This window comes from Chloroflexota bacterium, from assembly GCA_020850535.1.
Taxonomy (GTDB): Bacteria; Chloroflexota; UBA6077; order UBA6077; family JACCZL01; genus JADZEM01.
The window spans coordinates 1-21,583 of the sequence record JADZEM010000159.1; the positions used below are offsets into that span (position 1 = coordinate 1).

Sequence of the window (21,583 nt, forward strand, 5' to 3'; positions counted from 1 at the left end):
GATTGCATGTTGATGTCGTCGTGCCGCCGCGTCGGGGCTTGAAAGCCCCGCCTACCATCCTGCAGTCGCTGCGCGACGCGCCAGTCGCACCAGTGCCGGCCGTTCCCGACGGCCGTCGCGCAGCGACGGCGTGACTGTAGGCGGGGACTTCAGTCCCCGACCGCCCGTTCCATGATGCTCCGGGAACACCAATGAAGATGCAATCGCCCCAGGCCGCCATCCCATGAAACGGCCCGTCCCTGGGCACTGGCCAGCGTTGCCACCTCTGGTTCGAGGCGGCTGGCGGCCGACCGGAGCAGGTGTGCCGTCCGGCTGCCCGACGCCGAGCCAACCCGGCTCGACCAGGATGCCGCCTGCGACAGGTGACTGTGCGGACCGTGCAGCCACGCCACCCGCCTGGCTGGCTCGTCACTATGTACGCCGTCGCGGCTGTCGAAGCCCCAGATCGGCGCGGTGATGGCGAGCGCGATGAAGAACGCCAGGAGCACTCCGGCAACGGCTACATCGCTCATGACGAGCGTCCCCCCTGCGAACGCGCCTAGATGGCGCCTGCGAGCCGACGATCGGTATGCGTCTGGATGCCGGGCTGCCCGTCGAGAAGGCTTGCCACGTAGCGGAGCGCGTTGGCCAGAAGCACCCTCAGGGACGGTCCGGGCTTCTGTACCTGCTTCGCCAGCCGGTCACGAGCGGCCTCGGCGAGGCGCTCTGCGTGCAGCGTGTGACTCAGCTCTGCGAGAGTCCAGGCGTGGTCTTGGGACATAGTAGGCACCCCCTGTAGCGGTCCTGGCTGCCGTCCGCAGCGCATCCGTCGTACACCGAGATTTTCGGACAGGAGCTCGACTCCGGGAACGACGCGAACGGATGGTCCGGGGATCACGGAAATCCGTGAGACGCGCGTCATGGAGTCGAGGGGAGCGAGCAACAGCCGAGATCGGCCGGCGCGACCGCCTGTCATCAGGTCAAACCGCGACGATGCCCCATTCGGTTGCACGGCGCAGCGCCTCGGTTCGGCTCCGCACGTCGAGCTTCCCGTAGATGCTCCGGAGGTGCGATTCGACCGTATTCTCGGAGATGCGCAGGGCGGCTGCGATCTCCTTGTTCGGAGCGCCGGTCGCCAACCGGCGCAGCACCGCCAGCTCTCGCGGGGTCAGCCGCTCGGTGGCCGAGCCTCCCCGGTGGACGCCGCCAGCCAGTTTCGAGGCGACCGCCGGCGCGAAGTACGATGCGCCCCCTGCAACCGTCTGAATGGCCGTCCGCAACTCGTCGCTGCTGACGTCCTTGAGCAGGTAGCCGCGCGCCCCGGCCCGCACCGCCTCCAGCACCACGTCGTCAGGGGAGGTCGTCGACAGCACGATCGCGCCGACCGACGGCAGGTCGGCATGGATGCGGCGGATCGCCTCCAGGCCGTCGATGCCGGGCAGGCTCACGTCCATCAGCACCACGTCCGGGGCCAGCTCCAGGGTCCGCGCGACGGCCTCCTGGCCATCCTCAGCCTCGGCCACCAGCGTCAGGCCGGGCATCGAGTCGAGCATGCGGCGCACCCCCTGGCGCACCAGGGCGTGATCGTCGGCCAGCAGCACGCGCACCGGCGTGAGGGCGGGAGTCGGCTCGAACGTGGGGGCGTTCGGCGCCAGCACGCGGACGCGTGTCCCCCAGCCGGGCGACGAGTCGACTTCAACATCTGCGCCGATCAGCGCCGCCCGCTGCTCGATGCCGGACAGACCGAAGCCGCCGTCCTGCGTGGGCATGGAGGCCCGGTGGTCGAAGCCCCGGCCGTCGTCCTCGATCAGCAGCCGGACCGACCGCTCGCCGTAGGTCAGGGCCACCCGGACGCGGCGGGCGTGGGCGTGCTTGCGGACGTTCGAGAGCGCTTCCTGGCCGATCCGAAACAGCGCCGCTTCGATCTCCAGCGAGAGCGGTCGCTGCTCCCCCTGGACGGTGAACGTCGCCTGCTCGACGGCCCCGCCCTGCTCCAGCGAGCGCGCTTCAGCCTCCAGCGCTTCGGTCAGCGATTGCCGCTCCAGCGCGGCCGGGCGCAGCCGCCAGATCGCGTGGCGGGCCTCTTCTACGGCGCGGTGTGCCAGATCGCGCGCATGGCCGATCAGCCCGACGACCCGAGACGGATCGTCCGCCGCGTGCTGCTGGACGGCGTCCAGCTCCATCGAGACGGCGATCAGGCTCTGTGCGAGGCTGTCGTGGATCTCTCGTGCGAGGCGGTTCCGCTCGTCGCTAGCGGCAAGCTCGCGGGCACGCTCGACCAGCCGGGCGTTCTCGATCGCCACGGCGATCTGGTCGGCCAGCGTCTCGAGGAAGGGCACTTCCTCGTCGGAGAAGGCGTTCGGCTGATCGCTGTCGATGCTGAGCACGCCGAGCACCCGCCCACCGACCTTGAGCGGCACGTCGAGCTCGGCGCGGGTCTGCAAGCCCGGCCCCTGGAAGAAGTGCGGGTTGGTGCTGGTGTCGTTTGACAGCTGGGTCAGCCCCGTGGTGGCAGCGCGCCCGCACATGCCGGTCTGGACATGCTGGCGCGCGCCATCTGGGATGTGGGCTGCCCCAGCATTGCCGGCCGCCATCACCAGCCAGTCGTCGTCGTCACGGTCGCGCAGCATGATGCCGACGCTGTGGTAGCCGAAGCGGCTCGCCAGCAGCTCCGTCGTCTCCGAGAGCAGGTCCTGGAGATCGAGGATCGAGGTGACCTTTCGGGCGATCTCCATGACGGTGGCGAGCCGCCGCCCGCGACTCCGCTCGACCTCCAACAGCTGGGCGTTCTCGATCACGATGGCGAGCTGCCCGGCCAGCGCTTCGAGCAGGCTGATGTCGTCTGACTGGAAATCGTCGGGCCGGTCGCTGTCGGCCTCCAGCATGCCGATCAGCCCCTCGCGGCCCATCAGCGGGATCATCACGGCGGACTGAATGCCGTGATCGGCCCAGGCCCAGCAGAAGCGCGGCTCGGCGGCCACGTCTGGCACCACCACCGTGCGGCCCTCGACGGCGGCCCACCCCGAGACGCCGCTCTCGCCGATGCGGCAGCTCAGGCCGAGCATCCGGGCATCGTAGCCGTGATCTCGACCGTGGGCTGACCTGACCACGAGATCGCGCCCCTGACAGAGCATGATCGTGGTGTAGAAGAAGTCAAACCGATGCGTCAGCAGCTCGGTGATGCGCTCGAAGAGGAGTTGCGGTTCGAGGATGGTCGAGAACGACCGGGCCAGCTCGCCCATCAGGCGCAGCCGGTCCTCCGGACACAGGGTCGCCGGGCGCGGGTGTGGGTGCGTGTGCTCGTCGTCGTGGGCGGGCGTAGTGACCATGCAACCAGTCCAGGCAACCCCTCACCAGGATGGTAGGGGTCGTCGCGACATGCGATCAACCGGCCAATCGGAACATGGAACGCGGGAGAGACGGGCGGGGTTTCAGAAGCGGGTCAGCCCGACGAGCGCGCCGACCGCTAGCCACCAGAGCGGATTCCAGCTCGTGCGCCAGACCGTCAGCGCGACGACTCCGGTCAGGGCAACTTTGAGCCAGGTGTCGTCGGCGGCGCGGGCGCTGACCAGCCCGCTGGCGAGCATCAACCCGACCACCACCGGCACCAGTCCGGTCTGGGCAACGCGCAGCCAGCGGGAGGTCGCCAGCCTCCGACGCGCCCGCGTGAACGCAAACGCCACCACGGCGGGCGGCAGGGCCACAGCCACCACCGAGACGAAGAATCCCGGGACGCCGGCCAGCCGGTACCCTACCAGCGCCAGCATCAGCCCGTTCGGGCCGGGCGCGGCCTGGGCCAGCGCCACCAGCGCAGCCAGCTCGGCGGCGGTCATCCAGCCGTGAACCTCCACCACCTCACGGTACACCTCGGAGATGACTGCCTGGATGCCGCCAACCGCGAACAGCGACAGCCGCGCGAAGCTGAAGAACAGCTCCCAGAGCACGTACGGGTCTACCATCGCAGCCGCCACGCCAGGAGCATGCTGATCGGGGCCAGTACGCCGATCACGGGCAGCAGCGGCAGCCGCAGCAGCCCGATGCCCACGAAGGCACACCCGAGGATCGCCAGTGCTGGCAGCCCGAGGCGCAGCCGGTCGGCCATCTTCAACGCCGTCCCGATGAACAGGCCGGCCGCTGCCGCCGCGACGCCATGCACCGCGCCGTCGATCGGCGGGAACGAGACCAGCCAGTCAAAGCCCATGCCCAGCAGCAGCAGCGTCACAATCGGACCGGTCATCAGCCCGCCGAGCGCCAGCGCCGCGCCGAGCGCGCCGTGGAAGCGGTCGCCGATGAAGACCGAGACGTTGCCGACATTGGGGCCGGGCAGCACCTGGGCCAAACCGAGCAGCTCGGCGTACTCGCGGTCGTCGAACCAGCCCTCCTCTTCGACGATCACCCTTCGCGCCCACGGCCCGACGCCGCCGAACGCGCAGATGCCGATCTTGAAGAAGGCGAGGTAGAGCTGGAACGGCGTCGGGACCGGGCGAGACGGAGGGGTCGCCTGGGCCGCCTGCACGCACGTGGCCCGCGCTTCCCCAACCGCGCCCGCTTCACTGCTCACCCGCGAACCCCAGCACGATCCTCCCACGATCGCCGTTGACGATCGCCGTTGACGGTCGCCGTTGACGGTCGCCCGGCGCCAGCGCTTCGGCATGGTAGCTGCGCCGTTGTTCGCGCGCCCACCCGAATGACACGCGCCAGATGCCGCGCCCGAAGTGTGCCGCTCGACAGCGTATCGTCAGTAGAATCGTGGGACCGTCCCGGAAGGCTCACGGGGCGAGCCGACATCGGCGGTGGAGAGCGATGGCGATTCTCACGCGCGACGAGATCATCCGGCGGGTCCAAGCAGGGGATATCGGCATCGACCCGTTCGACGAGCAGTGGGTCGGGCCGGCCTCCATCGACCTGCACCTCGCGAAGCAGTTTCGCGTGTTCAAGCGCGTCCGCGACATCTTCCACGTCACCGAGGAAGCGGCCTACGAGACCGTCTCCGAGATCGTCGAGGTGGGCGAGGACGACTACTTCGTGCTGATGCCCGGCGAGACCTGCCACGGCCTGACCCGCGAGCGCATCCGCCTGCCCAACGACCTGTGCGGCTGGCTGCAGGGGCGCAGCCGGTTCGCGCGGCTGGGTCTGATGGTTCACATCACGGCGGCGTTCATCCAGCCGGGCATCGACAACCACCAGGCGCTCGAGATCAACAACGCCGGCCCGATGCCCCTGGCGCTGCGGCCGGGCACGCGGCTCTGCCAGTTCATGTTCGAGCAGTGCGTGGGCGAGGCGAAGTACGGCGGCCGGTACCGGGTTCAGGAAGCGCCATAGGGGACACCAGCCTCAACTGGCGCGCTGCGCGGCCTCCTGCGCTGCCCGTCTCGCGTGGAACCGCTCGAAACGGTCCAACGCCCGTTCGTACACCTGGTATTCCTCGGGCGTGTAGAGCACCAGCAGGACGTCCTTGACGCTCCGCGCGCGCCGCAGGAACGAGGCGGTCGTGCCGATGGCGATGTTCGTCGCCAGGTCGAAGGGGAAGCCGTGCGTTCCCGTGCTGATCGACGGAAACGCGACCGACGCCAGCCCGATGTTCTCGGCGATGTCGAGCGCGCTGCGGTACGCGGACGCCAGCAGCTTCTCTTCGCCAGCCCGGCCGCCCGTCCAGAGTGGACCAACCGCGTGGATCACGGCGTCGGCGTTGAGGTTGCCGGAGGTGGTCGCGACGGCCGTCCCCGTCTGCGCCGTGCCGATCCAGCGGCACTCGACGCCGAGCTCCATGCCGCCAACGCGATGGATCGCAGCGGACACGCCGCCGCCGGCACGCAGGTCTTCGGCGGCTGAGTTGACGATTGCGCCGACACGCCGCTCCAGCTCAGTGATATCGCCCTGGACGAGGATAAGCCGTCCTGAGCCGATGCTTATGTCGCGCACGCCTGACCTCCCACCATGCACCGCCGGCCTCGTCGCGGCGCGGCTGGCGCACCATCCGATCCTGGCCTTCCGTGAATGAAAACGGTTCCCAGCAGCCCCACGGGTACGGCCTGACAGCAGCCCAGATCGGCTATACGAGACGGTGCACGGGCCGTCCTGCAGGAGTTTCGCCAGTCGGCGCAGGCGCGTGGCTATAACTCCGCTATGAGCGTGCCGGAGATCGTCGCCCCATCCATCCTGCCGGACGGCCCTGGCCGCTGTCCCGTCTGCCAATCGTCCAACCCGGTGACGGCCCGCCACTGCGGGACGTGTGGCACGCGCCTGCTCTTCCACTGCTGGAGCTGTGGCGCCGAGGCCGTCCTCGGCCAGCAGTTCTGCACCGGCTGTGGGAGCGGCCTGATCCTGCCGGCGACCGTCGCCGATGGCGCACCGCGCGAACCGCTGCCGGCCGCCCTGCTGAGCGCACGACCGCTGCCCGCGCCCTCATTTGCGGCAGCGCCCCTTGAGAGTGCAGGGCGCATCTCGGGCGCGACGACACGGCCAGACGCGCCCGCACAGACGGTCGGGCGGCCGTCAGCCGGGGCGGCGATGATGGCGACGGCCCTGGGCGCGACGGCCCTGGGCGCGACCTTTCCTGCTCGCGGCGGCGAGGCGGCGACACCGTCTCTCGATGGCGCGGCGCTGCTCGATGACGAGGATGTGCTCGTCGAGGAACGGCGCGTCGTGTCAGTCCTCTTCGCCGACATCGTCGGGTTCACGACGCTCTCGGAGCGGCTCGACCCCGAGGACGTCCGCGAGCTGTCGGCGGCGGTCCTGGCTCGGCTGGCCGAGGCTGTGTCGCTGTACGGCGGCACCATCGACAAGTTCATGGGCGACGCGATCATGGCGCTGTTCGGCGCACCGACCGCCCACGAAGACGACGCCGTTCGCGCCGTCCATGCCGCCATCGCCATGCACCAGGCCGTCGGCTCGCTGGCCCAGCTCGACCGCGATGGCAAGGAGCTGGAGCTGCGGCTGCGTATCGGCGTCCACACCGGCGAGGTGATCGCCGGCGTGCGCGACGTCGGCGGCCACCGTGAGTACTCGGTGTTCGGCGACGTCGTGAACACGGCGGCTCGCCTCCAGACCGCCGCCGAGCCGGGCGGCACGCTGATGGGCGAGCAGACGGCCCGGCAGGCTGGCGGCGTCTTCGACCTCGCGCCCGTCGAGCCGCTGATGCTCAGAGGCAAGGCGCAGCCAGTCCCAGCCTACTCGCTGCGCGGCGCCCTGCTCCGCGATGTGCCGGTCCTCGCGCAGCGCCCACAGGACCGGCGGTTCCCACTGGTGGGCCGCCTGCTGGAGTTGCAGGAGTTGCGCCGCCACGTGGCCGACCTCTCGCGGGGGCGCGGGCAACTCTCCGCGCTGATCGGCGAGCACGGTATCGGCAAGACGCGGCTCCTGGCCGAGGTCCGCGACCATGCCGAGGAGCTAGGGCTGCGCTGGATCGAGGCGGCTGCGCCGTCGCACGCTCAGGGCCTGAGCTACCGGCTCATCCGGGAGATCGTGACGAGGCTGCTGGGCGTGCGGCCGGGCGGCTCGGATGCTCGGCTGGCGGCTGCCCTCAGCGAGAGTCTGGACCGGCTCCAGTTGTCAGAGCTGCTGCCGCCGCTCGGCCTCATACTGGGCGCGGAGTCCGATGGCGAGCAGACCGCCGGCCTGACCGCCGCGCAGCTTCAGTGGCGAGTGGTCGAGGCGCTGCGCCGCCTGTTCGCGGCGCTGATGGCGGACCGGCCGCTGGTGCTGGTGCTCGACGCACTCCAGTGGGCCGATCCCAGCTCAATCGACGTGCTGCTTGAGCTGATGCCGCTCACCGACGAGCATCCGATCCTCTTCTACTACGTCTTCACGCCCGAGCCTGATGCGCCGTCCTGGCAGCTCAAAGAGCAGGCCGCGCGGACGTTTCCGCATCGTTATGCCGAGATGGTCGTGCATCCGCTCTCCGAGCAGGCCGCCCATCAGCTGATGTGCAGCCTGCTCTCGTGCTCGGAGACGCCGCCAAACATCGAGGCGCTGGTGCTGGAGCGGACGGACGGCAACCCGTTCTTCATCGAGGAGATGCTGCGGGCGCTGGTGGACAGCGGCGCGCTGCGCTGGTCCGGCGAGACCTGGGTGGCCGACCATGACGTGACCGAGCTGCAGATCCCACAGACGCTGATCGCCACCGTGCTGGCGCGCATCGACCGGCTGGCCGTCGGCGTGCGCCGCACGCTCCAGGTGGCGGCGCTGGTCGGCCGCGAGGTCTCGGAGCGGGTGTTGCGGCGGGTGCTGGACGCCGGCCCGGAGCTGGATCGCCACCTGCGAGAAGCGCTCCGGGCGGGGCTGCTCCGCGAGGAAGCCGTCATCCCCGAGCGCCGCTACGCCTTCACCCAGACCCTGATCCACGAGGCGGCGGCCGGCTCGGTGCTGCTGCGGCGGCGGCGCGAACTCCACGTCCAGATCGGGTGGGCGCTGGAGGAGATCTACTCCGACAACCTGGAGGAGCAGTACGGCGAGCTTGCCCGTCACTTCTGGGAGGGCGAGTCCTGGGAGCGGGCGTTTCGCTACAGCCGGCTGGCCGCCGAACAGGCCGCGGCGGCGTACGCCAACGACGAGGCGGTGGCCGCGTTCACCATCGCGCTGGAGTCCGCCGCGCGCTCGGCAGCAGGGGCGGCGCCGGAGGTGGTGGCGATGCTGGCCGAGCGCCGCGCCGACATTCGCACGCTGCTCGGCCAGTACGACGCCGCGCTGGACGACTTCAAGCGGGCGCTGATGGTCAACCTGGACGCCCTGAACGATTCGGAGGACGGCGCCATCACGCGCCAGCACAAGTCCGTCGTCGGCGCGCTGGCCCTCAAGATGGCCCGCCTGCACAGCTACGCCGGTGATATTGACGCGACCCGCACCAAGCTCGAAGCCGCCTTCCGGTTCCTGCCCGACGGCTCCCCTGACCTGGCCTCGGCCTGGGCGCTCAAGGCAAGCATGTACACCTGGGCCAGCAATGCAGCGGCCGCTGCCGAGGCCGGCCGCAAGGCTCTCCAGATCGCCCGCGAGCGCGGATCGTTCCGGCACCTCTCGGAGGCGTACGAGGCGCTGACCCACCCGTCTATGATGGGCGAGCTGTTGGACGAGCTGCCCAGGCTCACAGATGAGTGGGTCACGGCAGCCCGCGCTCGCCCCGAGGAGCGGCCCATCCTCTACAAGGCGCTCACGGCGCGCGCCCTGGTCCGAGTCTGGGCGCTCTGGACGTTCGACGCCCAGGATCGTGCCGATATGGAGGAAGCGCTGGAGCTGTCCCGCTCGACGGGCTCCACCGTTGGCGAGACGACAGCGCGCGGCATCCTCGGGATCGGACAGGTGCTCCTGGGCGAATGGCAGGTCGCCGAGACCAACCTCCAGCTGGCGACGGGCCTTCCCACGACCATCGTCGGCGTCGGCGCGATCTTTGAGTGGTGGCTGATGCTGCTGCTCACCTGGCGTGGCGACTACGACACCGCTGCCGAGCAGATGACCGTCTGGCTGAGCGACGCGAACAACACCCATCGGGCCGTGCTGATGGGCGCGCTGCTGGGGGTCAACCGGCTGCGGGCCGGCGACGACGAGGCCGCTCGGAGCCGCCTAGCAGCAGCCGGGCGGGTGGCCGAGCAGCTTGGCTGCGCGCAGTGCTCGCTGACGATGGAGATGCTGGCAGCCGAGGCCCTGGCCGAGCTGGGTGACCGTGCGGGGGCCGAAGGGTACAGTGCGCGGGCGCGCAGCCAGGGTACAGCGTTCGGACGGCGCGCGGCAGTCCTGGCGGCCGACCGCGCCGACACGCTGCTGGCGCTCCACGCAGGCGAGCTTGACAGGGCGCGGGCGAGCGTCAAGTCGGCGCTCAGGACGGCCGATGAGCTTGCCCAGCCGTACGAGCTTGCGCGCACGATGATAGTCGCGGCCGAAGTCCATGACGCGGCTGGCGATACGCGCGCGGCCGAGCGACGGCGCGAGCGCGCCCGCGAGATCCTGGGCGGCCTCGGCGTGCGGCCCGGCGCGACGGTTCTCAGGATGAGGCCGGAGCAGCCGCTCCAGGCTTGACTGCGCCGTCCTCGACGGCCAGCGCCGCATCCGGGACCATGGCGCGGAATGCCGGCAGACAGCCGCGGGCCTCGGGCTCCACGTAGTCGAAGTTCACCACGCGGTCGGTCAGCTCCCAGAAGACAGGATCGTCGATGGTCAACAGCTCGGAGAGCGCCGCGTCAAGCGTGGGGGGCGGCACGCTCGCCAACGCATGCGCCAGCAGCTGGGTGCTCGCCGGCTCACCCTTCGCCAGGCAGAACGCGCCGAGCGCCAACGTCATCTTGTAGAGCTGCGTCAGCGCCGGCGACCGTTTCGCCTCGCCACGCCGCACCGTGTCGATCAGCTCGCCGATGATGGCAGCGGCCACGTCGCAGCCAGCGCCATGTTCGAGCGCGCTCTCGGCCAGGATACGAAGGTCGTAGGCGGCAGCCGCCGACATCCACAGGAGCGGCCCGCCAGCCGCCGCGTCGCCGTAGTAGCTGAGGCGGTGGGCGATCTGGAGCGTCATATCCGGATGGTGAATCATCGCCGTATCGGCCATCAGGCGATACTGGTACAGCACGTGGTAGCCCGCGCGAACGTCGCCCTGGTTGATGGCCGCCCGCAGAACCGTGTTGAAGAACTTCATCACGCCGACCGAAAGGCCGACATCGTTCCGCTCGACGGCTTTCTCGCCCAGCAGGCGAAGCACCAGCGCGACGGTGGTATTCACATCGTGGAGCTTGTTCAGCGTGGCAAAGAAGACCTCCCGCAGTTCGTCGAGCATGCGGACCTCGACCCACGTCATCGTCTCTTCGATCTCGCGGACGATCAGCTCGTGCCGTCCCCGGAACTGGTGCTCCTCGACGCTGAACCAGGCCGGCGGCATGGTCGCCTTCCGTTCGAGGTACGAGGCGATGCTCCAGTACAGCGCCCAGACAGCGTGCCGGGCGACCGCGCCATCCGACTGGTTGACGGCCGTCCGCGCGATGTCGCCCATCTGGGAGATGCGACGCATCGCCATGGCCCGCCGCTGCTCGACCTGTCGAAGGCCCTCGACGGGCATCACGGATTCCAGGAATCGCTGCTGGATATGATCGAGGATGTTGTCCGGGCGGATCACCTCGAACAGGTACAGGATGTACGGCGGCAGCATCGCGAAGCAGAGCGTCATCAGCACCATCCCGACCAGCGTGGCGAAGACGGGGATGTACGTCTCCTTGAGCACCAGCCCGAGCCACAGGTTGAACACGATAGTGATGATGAAGAGGCCGATCAGCAGCGAGTTCACGGGATCCTGCACGAAGATCCCGATCACGCTGAACGAGTAGCGCTGTGCCGTCAACTGGACGGTCAGCAGCACCAGCGCGATCAGCACCGCCATCGCGCTGGTGAGGGCGGCGGCGTTGGTGTTGAGGACGAACTGGACGCTGCCGAGCGCACCGAGCGTACTGTGCTCGGCGGGATCCCCCAGGACGGCGCTGATGACGCTCAGGCCGGACACGACGATGACCAGCGCGACGAACGGCACGATCCACGGCAGCAATCGACGCAAGGTCACGCCTCCTCACCAGGAGTCGCATACGGGCGGCGCTGGCGGATTCTAGAAGCGCGCCCGCCCTGGATGCCACGCCGCGCCGGCGGCCTGGGCGGCGTCCGGTAGAATTCGCCTCGTGCTGGAGGTCTCTCGATGGAGCTAGCGGGGAAGCTCGCGCTGGTGACGGGCGGCGGGCGTGGAATCGGCCGGGCCTGCGCGTTGGAGCTTGCCGAGGCGGGCGCGGATATCCTGGTCAACTATCTCCGCAACAGCGACGCCGCCGAGGAGACTGCCCAGGCCGTGCGGGCGCTCGGCCGGCAGGCGGAGATCATCCGCTCGCACGTCGGCGATCCGGACAAGGTGGACCGCATGTTCGGGGAGATCGGGGACCGCTGGGGCTACCTGGACATCCTCGTCAACAACGCGGCCTCGGGCGTCATCCGGCCGCTCCGTGAGCTGGAAACCCGCCACTGGGACTGGACGATGAACATCAACGCGCGCGGCGCGTGGCTGTGCGCGAAGGCCGCCGCGCCGCTGATGGACGGCCGGGGCGGGCGGATCGTCGGCATCTCCAGCCTGGGCGGCGGGCGCGTCTTCCCCGAGTATTCGGCGGTGGGGATCTCGAAGGCGGCGCTGGAGTCGCTGACGCGCTACCTCGCTATCGAGCTGTCGGCGCTGGGGATCGCCGTCAACGCGGTGTCGGGCGGCCTCGTGGACACGGATGCGCTGAGCCACTTCCCGCGCCGCGAGGAGATGCTGGGCGACGCGAAGTCGAAGACGCCGGCGGGGCGGATGGTCGAGCCAGTGGACATCGCGCGGGCCGTGCGGTTCCTGTGCGGCCCCGGCGGCGAGATGATCCGTGGCCACATCCTGGTTGTGGACGGCGGGTACTCGCTGCCGATCTAGTGGTCCGTCAGTCGTGAACGACCGAGTTGGACCTCTGCCGACGCTTCACCCGTCATCCCGTGGGAAGCGACCCGTTCGGCACGCTCAGGGCAATCCTGACGACCCTCCCCCGTCATCCCGAGCGACGTGAGGCTGCTCCCATAACCGTCATCCCGAGCAGAGTGAGCGTGCGAACGCAGTCGAGGGATCTTCCTCACGCCACAGAAGGAGAAGATCCCTCTCCGCTCGTGCCTCGCCGCGGTCGGGATGACGAGCGGGTGTGTTCGTGCCTCGCGCAGCTTGCCCTGAGCTCGCCGAATGGGGTCGGGATGACGACCGGCACTGAGCGACCCGGTGATTGACGCCAGACGAGCCACTACTCGTCGTCTTCGGCGGGGGCCGTCGGCGTCACCAGCAGCGTCGGCAGCATCCGCATGAACGCCGAGTTCGCGACCACCCGGTCAGCGCCGGCCTCCAGCGCCTGTGAGCGCAAGGTCTGGTTCATGTGCGGCCCGAACGCCAGCACGTACAAGCCGGCCGTCGCAGCATCCGCGCGGACCTGCCGGATGATCTCGGCCCAGGGGCGGCGGGTGGCAGCCATCCCGACCAGCAGCGCGCGCGGGGCACGGCCGGCAGCGGCCGGAATGTCCTCGAATCGGCTGACGTAGCGAATCTCGACGCCGGCCGCCTCCGCCGCCGCGTCGATACGCGAGCGCACCATCAGGTCGTCGGCGATGGCGAGCAGGAGGTCCTGCCCGCCCTGGTCCGTTCCCGTCACCGTCGCCGCGCGAGCGTCGTCATCCGCTTCTTCTCTTCGAGCTTTTTGGCCTTGGCGCGATGCTTCCGAATGGCGACTTTCTTCCGCTTGTTCAAGTGACGCTCCTCTGCATGATGCGCGAGCGCAGCCACGCGGCTGCGGATAGACTGGCAAGTCGATGAGCGATTGTAGCCAGGATCGGGCCGGGCCGGCGGGAAGCTACATCAGACGCTCACGGCGGCAGGCCATGTCGAGCGCCCATCAGCAGGGCGTCATCAGACACGCGGGGCGTCATCCGGCGCGCAGGCGCCGTCCGTCAAGCGGGGCCCTGGGCGGCCTCGCGGCTCGGCATCCGGCCTGCCACCGCCATCAGGGCGCCGACGACGCCGCAGGCCGCCGTGATCGCTCCGAACACCGGGAAGCCCATCGTCGTGATGATCCAGCCGCCCACGGCCTGCGATCCCAGCCACCCGAAGCTGGCGAACGTCATGTTGACGCCGAGCAGCGCGCCGCGCGCCTCGTTCGAGACCTCGCTGACGCCGGCCATCAGCGACGGCCGTCCGATGGCGTTGGCGACGGTGTAGACGAAGCCGAACGCTACCGAGACCCACAGTCCGGGCTGCCAGAGCAGCAGCGGCAACGCCAGCAGGCCGGTCACCAGCAGCGAGACGGCCGACAGGGCCGTCCGCGAGCGGAGTCGGTCGCTCAGCTCGCCGCCCACGAAGTTGCCGCAGAGGTTCCCGAGGGCCACCAGCCCGAGGCCGACAGCCAGCACCTCCAGAGAGACGCCGTAGCTGGTCGTGAGGTAGGTGGCGAGGTAGACGGCCACGCCACCGTAGCAGAATCGCTCCATCGAGTTGGCCGTGAGCAGGGCCAACACACGCGGCGTCATCAGGCTCCAGACGCTCGGTCCGGCAGCAGCGGCAGCGCGGGCGCGCGCCGGCAAGCCCGGCACGGTGAGCCAGACCAGCAAGGCTGCCAGCAGCACCGCCATGCCCTGAAACGCCAGCGCCCCGCGCCACCCGACGAACGAGGCGAGGTAGGCCACCAACGGCACCCCCAGCACCAGCGAGATCGACTGGCCGGTGATCATCCAGCCGAGCGCCCGCCCGCGTTCGGCGGTTGGGAAGGCGTCAGAGGCCGCCGCGAACGCTGTGCCCATGAACGCGCCCCCGCCGAACCCGCCGATCACCCGCGCGACGAATGCGACCGGCACCACGGTCGAGGCGGCCAGCCCCAGCGGCGAGAGCGCGAGGCCCGCCAGCCCGACCAGCAACACTGGCCGCCGCCCGAGCCGGTCGGAGATCGCCCCCGCGAACAGCGAGACGGTGCCCCAGGTGACGCTGCTGGCGGCCAGCAGCACGCCCATCGCCGACAGGTCCGCGTTGAGATCGCGGGCGATGTCGAGCAGAAACGGCGTCATCGCGATGGCAGAGCCGTTGCCGAAGTACGTCGCCAGCACCAGCGAGATCAGGAGGAACATGCCCGACCGTCGTGGTCTGGCAGTCTCCGGGGTGTCTATCGTCGTCGATACCATGCCGTGCGGGATGGTACCCGACCGGGCGGACCGGCGGAGTCAGGCTACCGGCGGCGGGAGGCCAGCCAGGGCAGCGCCAGCCCGATCATCGCCGCGAACAGCAGCACTGCCACGCTGATCGCCGCGCCGACGCGCAGCGAGAGCGGATCGAACTCCAGCTCGACCGTGTGCGGCCCCGGCGGCAGCGCCACGGCCCGGAACAGGAAATTGGCCAGGTAGACGGGCGCCGGCTGGCCGTCCACGCGGGCGCGCCAGCCGCGGTGGTACAGGTCGGTCAGCACCAGGAAGCCGCCGGGGCCGTCCGGCGTCGCGATCCGCAAGCGATCTGAGTTGACGTCGGTGACCGACGCCGCGACCGGCATCGCCGATGGATCGAGCGGTTGGCCGAAGCGCGGGCGGACCAGCGGCAGACCCTCGGTCGGCCCCTCTTCGAGCACCACCTGTCGGCTGCCGTCGAACGGCCGCGATCCCATCCGCACCAGCGCGGCGTCCTCGGCCCGCGTCCTGAAAACGCCCTCTGGCACGACGTAGGCCCGTGGAAAGGCCCGGGTGTTCTCGAGTACGGCGATGCCGTCCTGCTGCCAGAGCTGGCGAAACTTCGAGCGGTCTGTGCTGAACACCGAGCGAACCTTGCCGGCCGGGTCTACCAGTCCCAGCCCGAAAATCCGCGTGTGCCCGACCGGGTAGATCTGCCGCAGCTCGACGCCGACGACGTCCATCGCCTCGACGTCGAACCGGGCGAAATAGACGTTTGTGCGCGTCGGCAGGCCAGACGGGTCGGTGTCTGGAATCCGGCCTGCTACGGCCGGGCGCGCGTGGCGCAGGTGGGTCTGCACATCCGGACGGTCGTAGGCGTTCTCGGCGGTGTGGACGCCGGCCAGCAGTTGCACCGAGCGCCGCATGCCGTCCGCGCCCACCAGCGTGACCTCGGCCATCGGGGTGTCCTGGTCGATCTGCACGCCGTCCACCAGCGTCGAGAGCACCCGCAGCTCGACCGTGCGCGTCGGCTCGACGGTGAACTGGGCGAACCCCGTGCGGTTCGACGCCGTCCCGCGGAAGAGGGCGTTGTAGGGCCGGTACGCCGTCCCCTGGACGATCTCCACGTCGCGTGGCGGGCTGGCCATGACCAGTTGCCCGACCGACCAGAGGTCCAGCAGGGCATCCTCCTGGCTGTCCACCGACGACCAGTACTCGAAATGCCGCTGCGTGCCGAGCGAGGCGTACCCCGCCACGGTCGGCACCCGATTCCTGAGCAGGGTGTTCGGCTCCAGGAACCGCAGCGACGAATCGGCGAAGACGCGGGCGTCAGGGCCGAGCGTGGCAAGGTACGCAGCCACCGGCGACGGCTCGACCAGCGAGGCGTACGGCACGCGCGGGTGATAGCCGTGGCCGAAGAGGAGCAAGTCGCCCGCCACCATCACGATGGCCAGACCGGCCGCGACGGGCCTGATCCGTGGCAGCAGCGCCCAGGCCAGCAGCAGGACGCTCCCGCCGACCAGCAGCCCCACGGTCAGCTGTGCCTGCGGATTGGACAGGCTGAGACCGTTCACGAGCGCGTCGTAGACCATCTCGCCGCTGAGCCAGCCGTGCTCGTGGAGCACGGACAGGTAGCTCTCGTCGATCAGCATCTTCCAGCGGACCGGATCGGCCACCAGCCGGCGGTGGAGTCCGGCGATCAGGTAGACGACGACGCCGGCGCCCGCCGCGAACAGGGCTGCGCCCGAGACTGCCAGCCAGGACCGCCGGCGCTGCCGCATCAAGGCGTCCAGGCCGAACGCCGCCAGCCCGGCCATCGCGAAGACGATCAGGTAGGCGTACCGCCCGGGCGCTCGCAGCGACGAGAAGCCCGGCAACGACCAGAGCAGCCGATGGATGTTGAGCGGGCTCTGCTCGGCCAGCCCGACGAGCAGCCCGAAGACCGCCAGCAGCAGGAAGAACGGCACGATGCGTCGTCGGCTGGCCAGCACCCCGACCATCGCCAGCCCGAGCGGCAGGATCCCGACGTAGAGGTAGCTCTCCCACTGCTGCCAGAGCGTGACCCAGCGGCCATCCGGCAGCCTGAACAGATACGGCAGGATGATCGTCGCGAGGTTCTGCCAGCGCAGGGGCCAGGTGATGGCGAGGTCGTACCCGAGGCCGGGGCCACGGTACGACATCCGCCCCAGCTCGTAGAGCGGCAACCACTGCGCGGCGGCGATCCCCAGCCCGATGCCGGCCACCAGCGCTGGCGCCCAGGCCAGCAGCAGCCCGCGCTCCCAGGGCCGGCCGGCCACCGGCCCGACCACCACCCGGTAGGCGACGAACAGCCCGAGCGTCACCAGGGTCATAAAGACCGGCTGAATGTGGACGCCGAGCGCGGCCATTGCCATCGCGAGGCCACCGGCCGCCAGCCACTGTTGTCGCCGCCAGCCGGTTGCGCGCAGGCCAAGCTCCGTGAACGCCAGCACCAGCGGCAGCCAGACGGCGCTGCGAACGACGTTCTCGTGCTGGATCTGGGCCACCAGGAAGCTGCCAAAGCCGAAGACCAGCCCGCCCGTTATCGAGGCCGTCCGCCCGACGCCGAGCACGCGCAGCAGCACCAGCATGAACGACGCGCCCAGGAACAGGTGCAGCGCCCGCGACACGGCCATGAAGCGGTCCGGCCCGGCCAGCAGCCCGACGACGAGGTTCAGCGGGTAGAGCATCCCCATCTCACCATCGGCGAACAGGGGGTAGCCGCTGAAGATCAGCGGGATCCAGAGCGGCAGATGCCCGGCCCGCAGCTCGCCGAGGAACCAGCGGGTCAACGGCAGGTAGAACAGCTCGGTGTCGCGCTCCGCGATGACGAGGTTCCGGAACAGATCCTCCCAAAAGAGGATCAGCGAGCAGGCGGCAAACGCCAGCAGCGGCAGCAGCTCACGTACGGTCTCGCGGCGATCCCAGCGCGTGGCGGCTTGCGGGGCGACGGCCGGAGGCTCCTGCGCCGCCCCCGACCGCTCCGGTCCCTTGCGGGTCTCCACACGGGTGACGGCTGCTGTCATCGGAAGCTCAGGTCGCAGCCGTCCCAGCCACGAGCGGCGCGGCCACGGCCGGGGACGGCAACGGATCGACCCGCCGGGCAACGGCGAACACGGACAGCCCCCACGGCAGCCCGACCGTCATGGCGGCCAGCGACTCCAGGCTCAGCAGGTCGGCCAGGACGCGGTTGAACGGGCCGGGCGGACGCCAGAGGTCCGTCGCCTCGTGGGTGTCGCTGCGAAGCTCCAGGTAGCGCTTGATCGGCGCAAGCGGGAACAGCAGAAAGTTGGCGTAGGTGGACCGCTCGACCAGGAAGCCGACCGACTCCAGCTTGCGAGTCAGCTCCTCGCGCGTGTACCGATGGCGGGTGTGGACGACCTCGTCGTGCGCCCCGCGAATCCAGTCGAAGGCGGGCAGGCGGATCAGGGCGACCCCGCCCGGGCGCAGCACGCGGTGGATCTCCGAGAGCGCGCCCCGGTCGTCGTCCACGTTCAGGTGGTACAGCACGTCGAAGCTCGTCACGATGTCGAAGGAGCCATCGCGGAACGGGATCGAGCCGACCGACGAGCGCGCCAGCCGGGTCAGGCCGCGCGTCCGCGCCAGCCCGACCGCCTCCGGCGCCAGGTCGATCCCCGTCACCCGCCCGAACCGTTGCAGGTAGCGCGTCATGCCGCCCGAGCCACAGCCGGCGTCCAGCACGTCCAGAGGACGACCGTTGACTCGATCCACCCTCGGACGGTGCCGCTCCAGCAGCGCCGTCGAGATCCGTCGCATGCCCACATACCACCAGTGTCGCTCCTCCTGAGCGAACATCAGGTCGTACTGTTCGCGCTCCATGCGAGTCCGAGCTTACCGGTGGGCCGCGAGCCGCGAGACGATCTCGGCGACCCGTTCCACGTGTTCGAGTGGCAGCTCGGGGTACATCGGCAGCGAGAGCACGCGGGCCGCCAGCGACTCGGTTACGGGCAGCGAGCCAGCCCCCATCCCGAGGTCGGCGCAGGCAGGCTGCAGGTGGCTGGGCAGCGGGTAGTGGACATCGGTCCCGACGCCGGCCGCCTGGAGCGCCGCGCGTAGCTCGTCGCGACCGTCCACCTCGACGACGTACAGGTGGTAGACCGGCTCAGCCCATGGGGCGGTGGTTGGAATCGTGATCCCTTCCAGCGACTCGTCGTAGAGGGAGGCGCGGCGGCGACGCTCGTCGTTGGCAGCGTCGAGGTGGCGCAGCTTGACCCGCAGGATCGCCGCCTGCAGCTCGTCGAGCCGCGAGTTGACGCCGTGCGTTTCGCTGATGTAGCGCTGACGCCAGCCGTAGCCGCGCAGCAGCCGCGCGCGGTCAGCCACCTCCGCGTCGTTGGTGGTGATGAACCCGCCGTCGCCGTAGGCCCCGAGGTTCTTGGTCGGGTAGAAGCTGAAGGCGGCGGCATCGCCCATGCTGCCGACGCGCCTGCCCTTGTAGCGCGCGCCGTGCGCCTGGGCGCAGTCCTCGAGCAGCTTGATGCCGTGCGGCTGAATGACCTTGCGGATGGCATCCACATCTATCGGGTGGCCGAACAGGTGGATCGCCAGCACGACCTTCGTTCTCGGCGTGATGGCCGCCGCGATCTTGCTCGGATCGATGTTGCGGGTCAGCGGATCGACGTCCACGAAGACAGGCGTCGCGCCGGCCTCTTTGACGGCCACCACCGGCGGCATCCCGACGTTCGCGACGGTGATGACCTCGTCGCCGGGGCCGACGCCCAGCGCCTGCAGCGCGATCCTGATCGCGTCGGTGCCAGTGGCCACGCCGATGCCGTGCTCGGCCTCGGAGTAGGCGGCGAACTCCGTCTCGAAGGCGGCGTGCTCGGTCCCGTGAATGAACCAGCCGCTCCCCATCACCCGCAGCGCGGCCTCGTCCAGCTCGGACTTGAGCGCCGCGTATTGCGCCTTCAGATCGAAGACGGGGATACGCGTCACAGCGGTGTCGGTGGTCATCGACGTGACTCCTGCTCGCCCCAGTATTCGTGCCGGTGCTCGCGATAGAAGGCGATGGTGCGCTTCAGGCCCTCGCGGAGGCTCGTACTGGGCTCCCAGCCGAGCGCGCGGCGAATCTTGTTGTCGTCCGCGTAGACGCTGCCGATGTCGATGGCCTTCTTGTCCTCCGGGAACGGGACCAGCCGGTAGCTGCCACAGCCGGCGATCTCGATCATCACATCCAGCAGATCGCGCAGGCTGATCGGCTCGTCGCCGCCGATGTTGAAGACCTGCCCGTTGGACACGTCCGACGCCCCGGCCCGCAGGAACGCATCCGCCACGTCGTCCACGTAGGTGAAGTCTCGCAGCTGGGAGCCATCCCCGAACAACTGCACCTCTTCGTCGTCCAGCACCTGACGGATGAACCAGCCGATGGCCGTCTGGCGGCTGTTCTTGACCAGCATCCTCGGGCCGTAGGTGTTGGTGAGCCGCAACGAGCAGGCGCGCAGGCCGTACACGTTGTTGTAGAGGATGTGGTACCACTCGCCGGCCATCTTGTTGATGCCGTTCACGTCAGTTGGGTGAAGCAGGTGGCGCTCGTCGACGGGCAGGTAGTCTGGCCGCCCGTAGATCTGGCGCGTACTGGCGAAGATGACCTTCACCGTCGGGTTGGACTGCCGGCACGCCTCCAGCAGCGAGAGCTGCGCCCGACAGTTGATGTCCAGGTCGGTGAACGGGTCGCGCATGCTGTCGATGTGGCTGACCTGGCCGGCCAGGTTGAAGATCACATCCTGGCCTTCGACCAGCCGCCCCATCGCCAGCGCGTCGCGGACATCGACCAGCCGCGTCGATACACGATCCTCGATCCCACTGATGTTGAAGCGGTTGGCGCCCGTCGCATCGATCATCGAATCGACCAGCAGGACGTTGGCCCCGAGATCGACCAGCCGTGCGGCGAGATTCGAGCCGATGAACCCGAGGCCGCCGGTCACCATGACCCGTTTGCCCTCGTAGAAGCGGCCCGCGCGATACGGCATCCTCTCAGCCCTCCCGACGCGCCTGCCGAGCCGGCGTGCGCTGGCGGAGTCCGCGCCACAGCACCAGCTGGAGCCACAGACGGATCAAGTCCACACCCACCCGCCCAACCCGCCGGAAATTGAAGAACTGCGACTGGCCGTAGGCGCGATGGTAGTGGTGCACGGGCACCTCGGTCATCTTGAAGCCGGCCTGGACGATCTTCGTCATCATCTCGACGCAGATGACGCCGCTGTCCTGCGTGAGCTGCACCTCGTCGAAGACTTTGCGGCGGATCAACCGCAAGTCGCAGTCCACGTCGCGGATCGGCAGCCCGAACATGGCCCGCACGACGGTGTGGTACATCCGGCCGATGACGACACGATGGAGCGGGTCGCCGCGCCGGATCTTGTAGCCCTGCACCATGTCGACGTCGTCGGTCAGGTTGTCGTACAGCAGGCGGAACTCGCGCGGATCGTACTGCGCATCGCCGTCGGTGTAGCAGACCAGATCCTTCGAGGCGTGCTCGAAGCCGCTGCGGAGCGCGCCGCCGTAGCCTCGGTTTTTGGCGTGCGTGACGACCCTCAGCTTCGGGTAGCGCGTCTGAAGATCGGCCAGCACCTCCGCCGTGTGGTCGGGGCTGCCGTCGTTGACGACGATCACCTCGTAGTCGTCGGTGATGGCGCGCAGCGTCCTGTCCGCCGTGACCACCATGCTGGCGATCGTGCCGGCGTCGTTGTAGGCGGGGAAGAACGCGCTGATCGAGTGGGGCACTGGGCCTCTCCCCAGCCCGCGCGTCGAGGGATGCGGCGCGAACGGGACCGGTGGTTCTATCCTGGGTGCGGCGCGCGAAGTCCTGGTCTCGCCCGGTCACGCGGCGGCCGGAGGATACCAGAGCGTGGACGGACGGGCGCAACCTGAAACCGGCGTCTGGGTCGGCCCCGGCAGCGTACAGCCC

The 21,583-nt window shown here is 69.5% G+C and carries 16 protein-coding genes; 3 read left to right on the top strand and 13 right to left on the bottom strand.

The window, feature by feature from the left end:
* Nucleotides 1-149: 149 nt before the first annotated feature.
* The 4 genes from IT306_22940 to IT306_22955 form a co-directional block, all read right to left on the bottom strand.
* Nucleotides 150-512 (bottom strand): hypothetical protein, encoded by a 363-nt coding sequence (locus tag IT306_22940; protein MCC7371292.1) that lies wholly within the window; start codon nucleotides 510-512, stop codon nucleotides 150-152.
* Between the two features lie 447 nt (nucleotides 513-959).
* The gene (locus tag IT306_22945) at nucleotides 960-3,308 is read right to left on the bottom strand and encodes a GAF domain-containing protein (protein ID MCC7371293.1); all 2,349 of its coding nucleotides are present in this window, start codon (nucleotides 3,306-3,308) and stop codon (nucleotides 960-962) included.
* Between the two features lie 102 nt (nucleotides 3,309-3,410).
* Complete coding sequence (locus tag IT306_22950) at nucleotides 3,411-3,938, bottom strand: chromate transporter (GenBank protein MCC7371294.1); 528 nt, start codon at nucleotides 3,936-3,938, stop codon at nucleotides 3,411-3,413.
* Entirely contained in the window at nucleotides 3,932-4,540 is a 609-nt protein-coding gene (locus IT306_22955) for a chromate transporter (GenBank protein MCC7371295.1), read from the bottom strand. The genes IT306_22950 and IT306_22955 overlap by 7 nt, the downstream gene beginning before the upstream one ends.
* 242 nt (nucleotides 4,541-4,782) lie before the next feature.
* Here IT306_22955 and dcd point away from each other — a divergent pair, with 242 nt between their 5' ends.
* Nucleotides 4,783-5,301 carry a dCTP deaminase gene (gene dcd, locus IT306_22960; GenBank protein ID MCC7371296.1) on the top strand — a complete coding sequence of 173 codons (519 nt, stop codon included), beginning with the start codon at nucleotides 4,783-4,785 and terminating at the stop codon, nucleotides 5,299-5,301.
* A gap of 12 nt (nucleotides 5,302-5,313) precedes the next feature.
* Here the strand turns inward: dcd and IT306_22965 are convergent, their stop codons facing one another.
* Nucleotides 5,314-5,901, bottom strand: a complete 588-nt coding sequence (locus IT306_22965) for a macro domain-containing protein (protein ID MCC7371297.1) — start codon at nucleotides 5,899-5,901, stop codon at nucleotides 5,314-5,316.
* Between the two features lie 204 nt (nucleotides 5,902-6,105).
* Here IT306_22965 and IT306_22970 point away from each other — a divergent pair, with 204 nt between their 5' ends.
* Nucleotides 6,106-9,987: an AAA family ATPase gene (locus IT306_22970; GenBank protein MCC7371298.1), complete on the top strand. Its 3,882-nt coding sequence runs from the start codon at nucleotides 6,106-6,108 to the stop codon at nucleotides 9,985-9,987.
* Here IT306_22970 and IT306_22975 read toward each other — a convergent pair.
* A complete protein-coding gene (locus IT306_22975) occupies nucleotides 9,953-11,503 on the bottom strand; it encodes a DUF2254 domain-containing protein (GenBank protein MCC7371299.1) in 1,551 nt (516 codons plus the stop codon). The two genes, IT306_22970 and IT306_22975, sit on opposite strands and share 35 nt — an antisense overlap.
* A gap of 135 nt (nucleotides 11,504-11,638) precedes the next feature.
* On the opposite strand from IT306_22975, the gene fabL reads away from it, so the two are divergent.
* Nucleotides 11,639-12,391 (top strand): enoyl-[acyl-carrier-protein] reductase FabL, encoded by a 753-nt coding sequence (gene fabL, locus IT306_22980; protein ID MCC7371300.1) that lies wholly within the window; start codon nucleotides 11,639-11,641, stop codon nucleotides 12,389-12,391.
* A 355-nt stretch (nucleotides 12,392-12,746) separates the two neighbouring features.
* Here the strand turns inward: fabL and IT306_22985 are convergent, their stop codons facing one another.
* The 7 genes from IT306_22985 to IT306_23015 all read right to left on the bottom strand — a co-directional run bounded on the left by IT306_22985 (nucleotide 12,747) and on the right by IT306_23015 (nucleotide 21,399).
* On the bottom strand, nucleotides 12,747-13,148 hold the full coding sequence (locus IT306_22985) for a hypothetical protein (protein ID MCC7371301.1): 402 nt from the start codon (nucleotides 13,146-13,148) through the stop codon (nucleotides 12,747-12,749).
* 295 nt (nucleotides 13,149-13,443) lie between these two features.
* Nucleotides 13,444-14,610 (bottom strand): MFS transporter, encoded by a 1,167-nt coding sequence (locus IT306_22990; protein MCC7371302.1) that lies wholly within the window; start codon nucleotides 14,608-14,610, stop codon nucleotides 13,444-13,446.
* Between the two features lie 98 nt (nucleotides 14,611-14,708).
* Nucleotides 14,709-17,033: a YfhO family protein gene (locus IT306_22995; GenBank protein MCC7371303.1), complete on the bottom strand. Its 2,325-nt coding sequence runs from the start codon at nucleotides 17,031-17,033 to the stop codon at nucleotides 14,709-14,711.
* A gap of 658 nt (nucleotides 17,034-17,691) precedes the next feature.
* The gene (locus IT306_23000) at nucleotides 17,692-18,498 is read right to left on the bottom strand and encodes a methyltransferase domain-containing protein (protein ID MCC7371304.1); all 807 of its coding nucleotides are present in this window, start codon (nucleotides 18,496-18,498) and stop codon (nucleotides 17,692-17,694) included.
* A gap of 12 nt (nucleotides 18,499-18,510) precedes the next feature.
* Nucleotides 18,511-19,632 carry a DegT/DnrJ/EryC1/StrS family aminotransferase gene (locus IT306_23005; GenBank protein MCC7371305.1) on the bottom strand — a complete coding sequence of 374 codons (1,122 nt, stop codon included), beginning with the start codon at nucleotides 19,630-19,632 and terminating at the stop codon, nucleotides 18,511-18,513.
* Complete coding sequence (locus tag IT306_23010; GenBank protein MCC7371306.1) at nucleotides 19,629-20,648, bottom strand: NAD-dependent epimerase/dehydratase family protein; 1,020 nt, start codon at nucleotides 20,646-20,648, stop codon at nucleotides 19,629-19,631. Before IT306_23010 ends, IT306_23005 begins: the two co-directional genes overlap by 4 nt.
* A gap of 4 nt (nucleotides 20,649-20,652) precedes the next feature.
* Complete coding sequence (locus IT306_23015; protein MCC7371307.1) at nucleotides 20,653-21,399, bottom strand: glycosyltransferase family 2 protein; 747 nt, start codon at nucleotides 21,397-21,399, stop codon at nucleotides 20,653-20,655.
* Nucleotides 21,400-21,583 lie beyond the last annotated feature (184 nt).

Excerpts from the sequence above, each read along its gene's own strand:
- IT306_22945 (MCC7371293.1), bottom strand. The coding sequence starts at position 3,308 with ATGGTCACTACGCCCGCCCACGACGACGAGCACACGCACCCACACCCG.
- dcd (MCC7371296.1), top strand. The coding sequence starts at position 4,783 with ATGGCGATTCTCACGCGCGACGAGATCATCCGGCGGGTCCAAGCAGGG.
- IT306_22970 (MCC7371298.1), top strand. The coding sequence starts at position 6,106 with ATGAGCGTGCCGGAGATCGTCGCCCCATCCATCCTGCCGGACGGCCCT.
- IT306_23005 (MCC7371305.1), bottom strand. The coding sequence starts at position 19,632 with ATGACCACCGACACCGCTGTGACGCGTATCCCCGTCTTCGATCTGAAG.
- fabL (MCC7371300.1), top strand. The coding sequence starts at position 11,639 with ATGGAGCTAGCGGGGAAGCTCGCGCTGGTGACGGGCGGCGGGCGTGGA.
- IT306_23010 (MCC7371306.1), bottom strand. The coding sequence starts at position 20,648 with ATGCCGTATCGCGCGGGCCGCTTCTACGAGGGCAAACGGGTCATGGTG.
- IT306_23000 (MCC7371304.1), bottom strand. The coding sequence starts at position 18,498 with ATGGAGCGCGAACAGTACGACCTGATGTTCGCTCAGGAGGAGCGACAC.
- IT306_22940 (MCC7371292.1), bottom strand. The coding sequence starts at position 512 with ATGAGCGATGTAGCCGTTGCCGGAGTGCTCCTGGCGTTCTTCATCGCG.
- IT306_22950 (MCC7371294.1), bottom strand. The coding sequence starts at position 3,938 with ATGGTAGACCCGTACGTGCTCTGGGAGCTGTTCTTCAGCTTCGCGCGG.
- IT306_22995 (MCC7371303.1), bottom strand. The coding sequence starts at position 17,033 with ATGGCAATGGCCGCGCTCGGCGTCCACATTCAGCCGGTCTTTATGACC.
- IT306_22990 (MCC7371302.1), bottom strand. The coding sequence starts at position 14,610 with ATGTTCCTCCTGATCTCGCTGGTGCTGGCGACGTACTTCGGCAACGGC.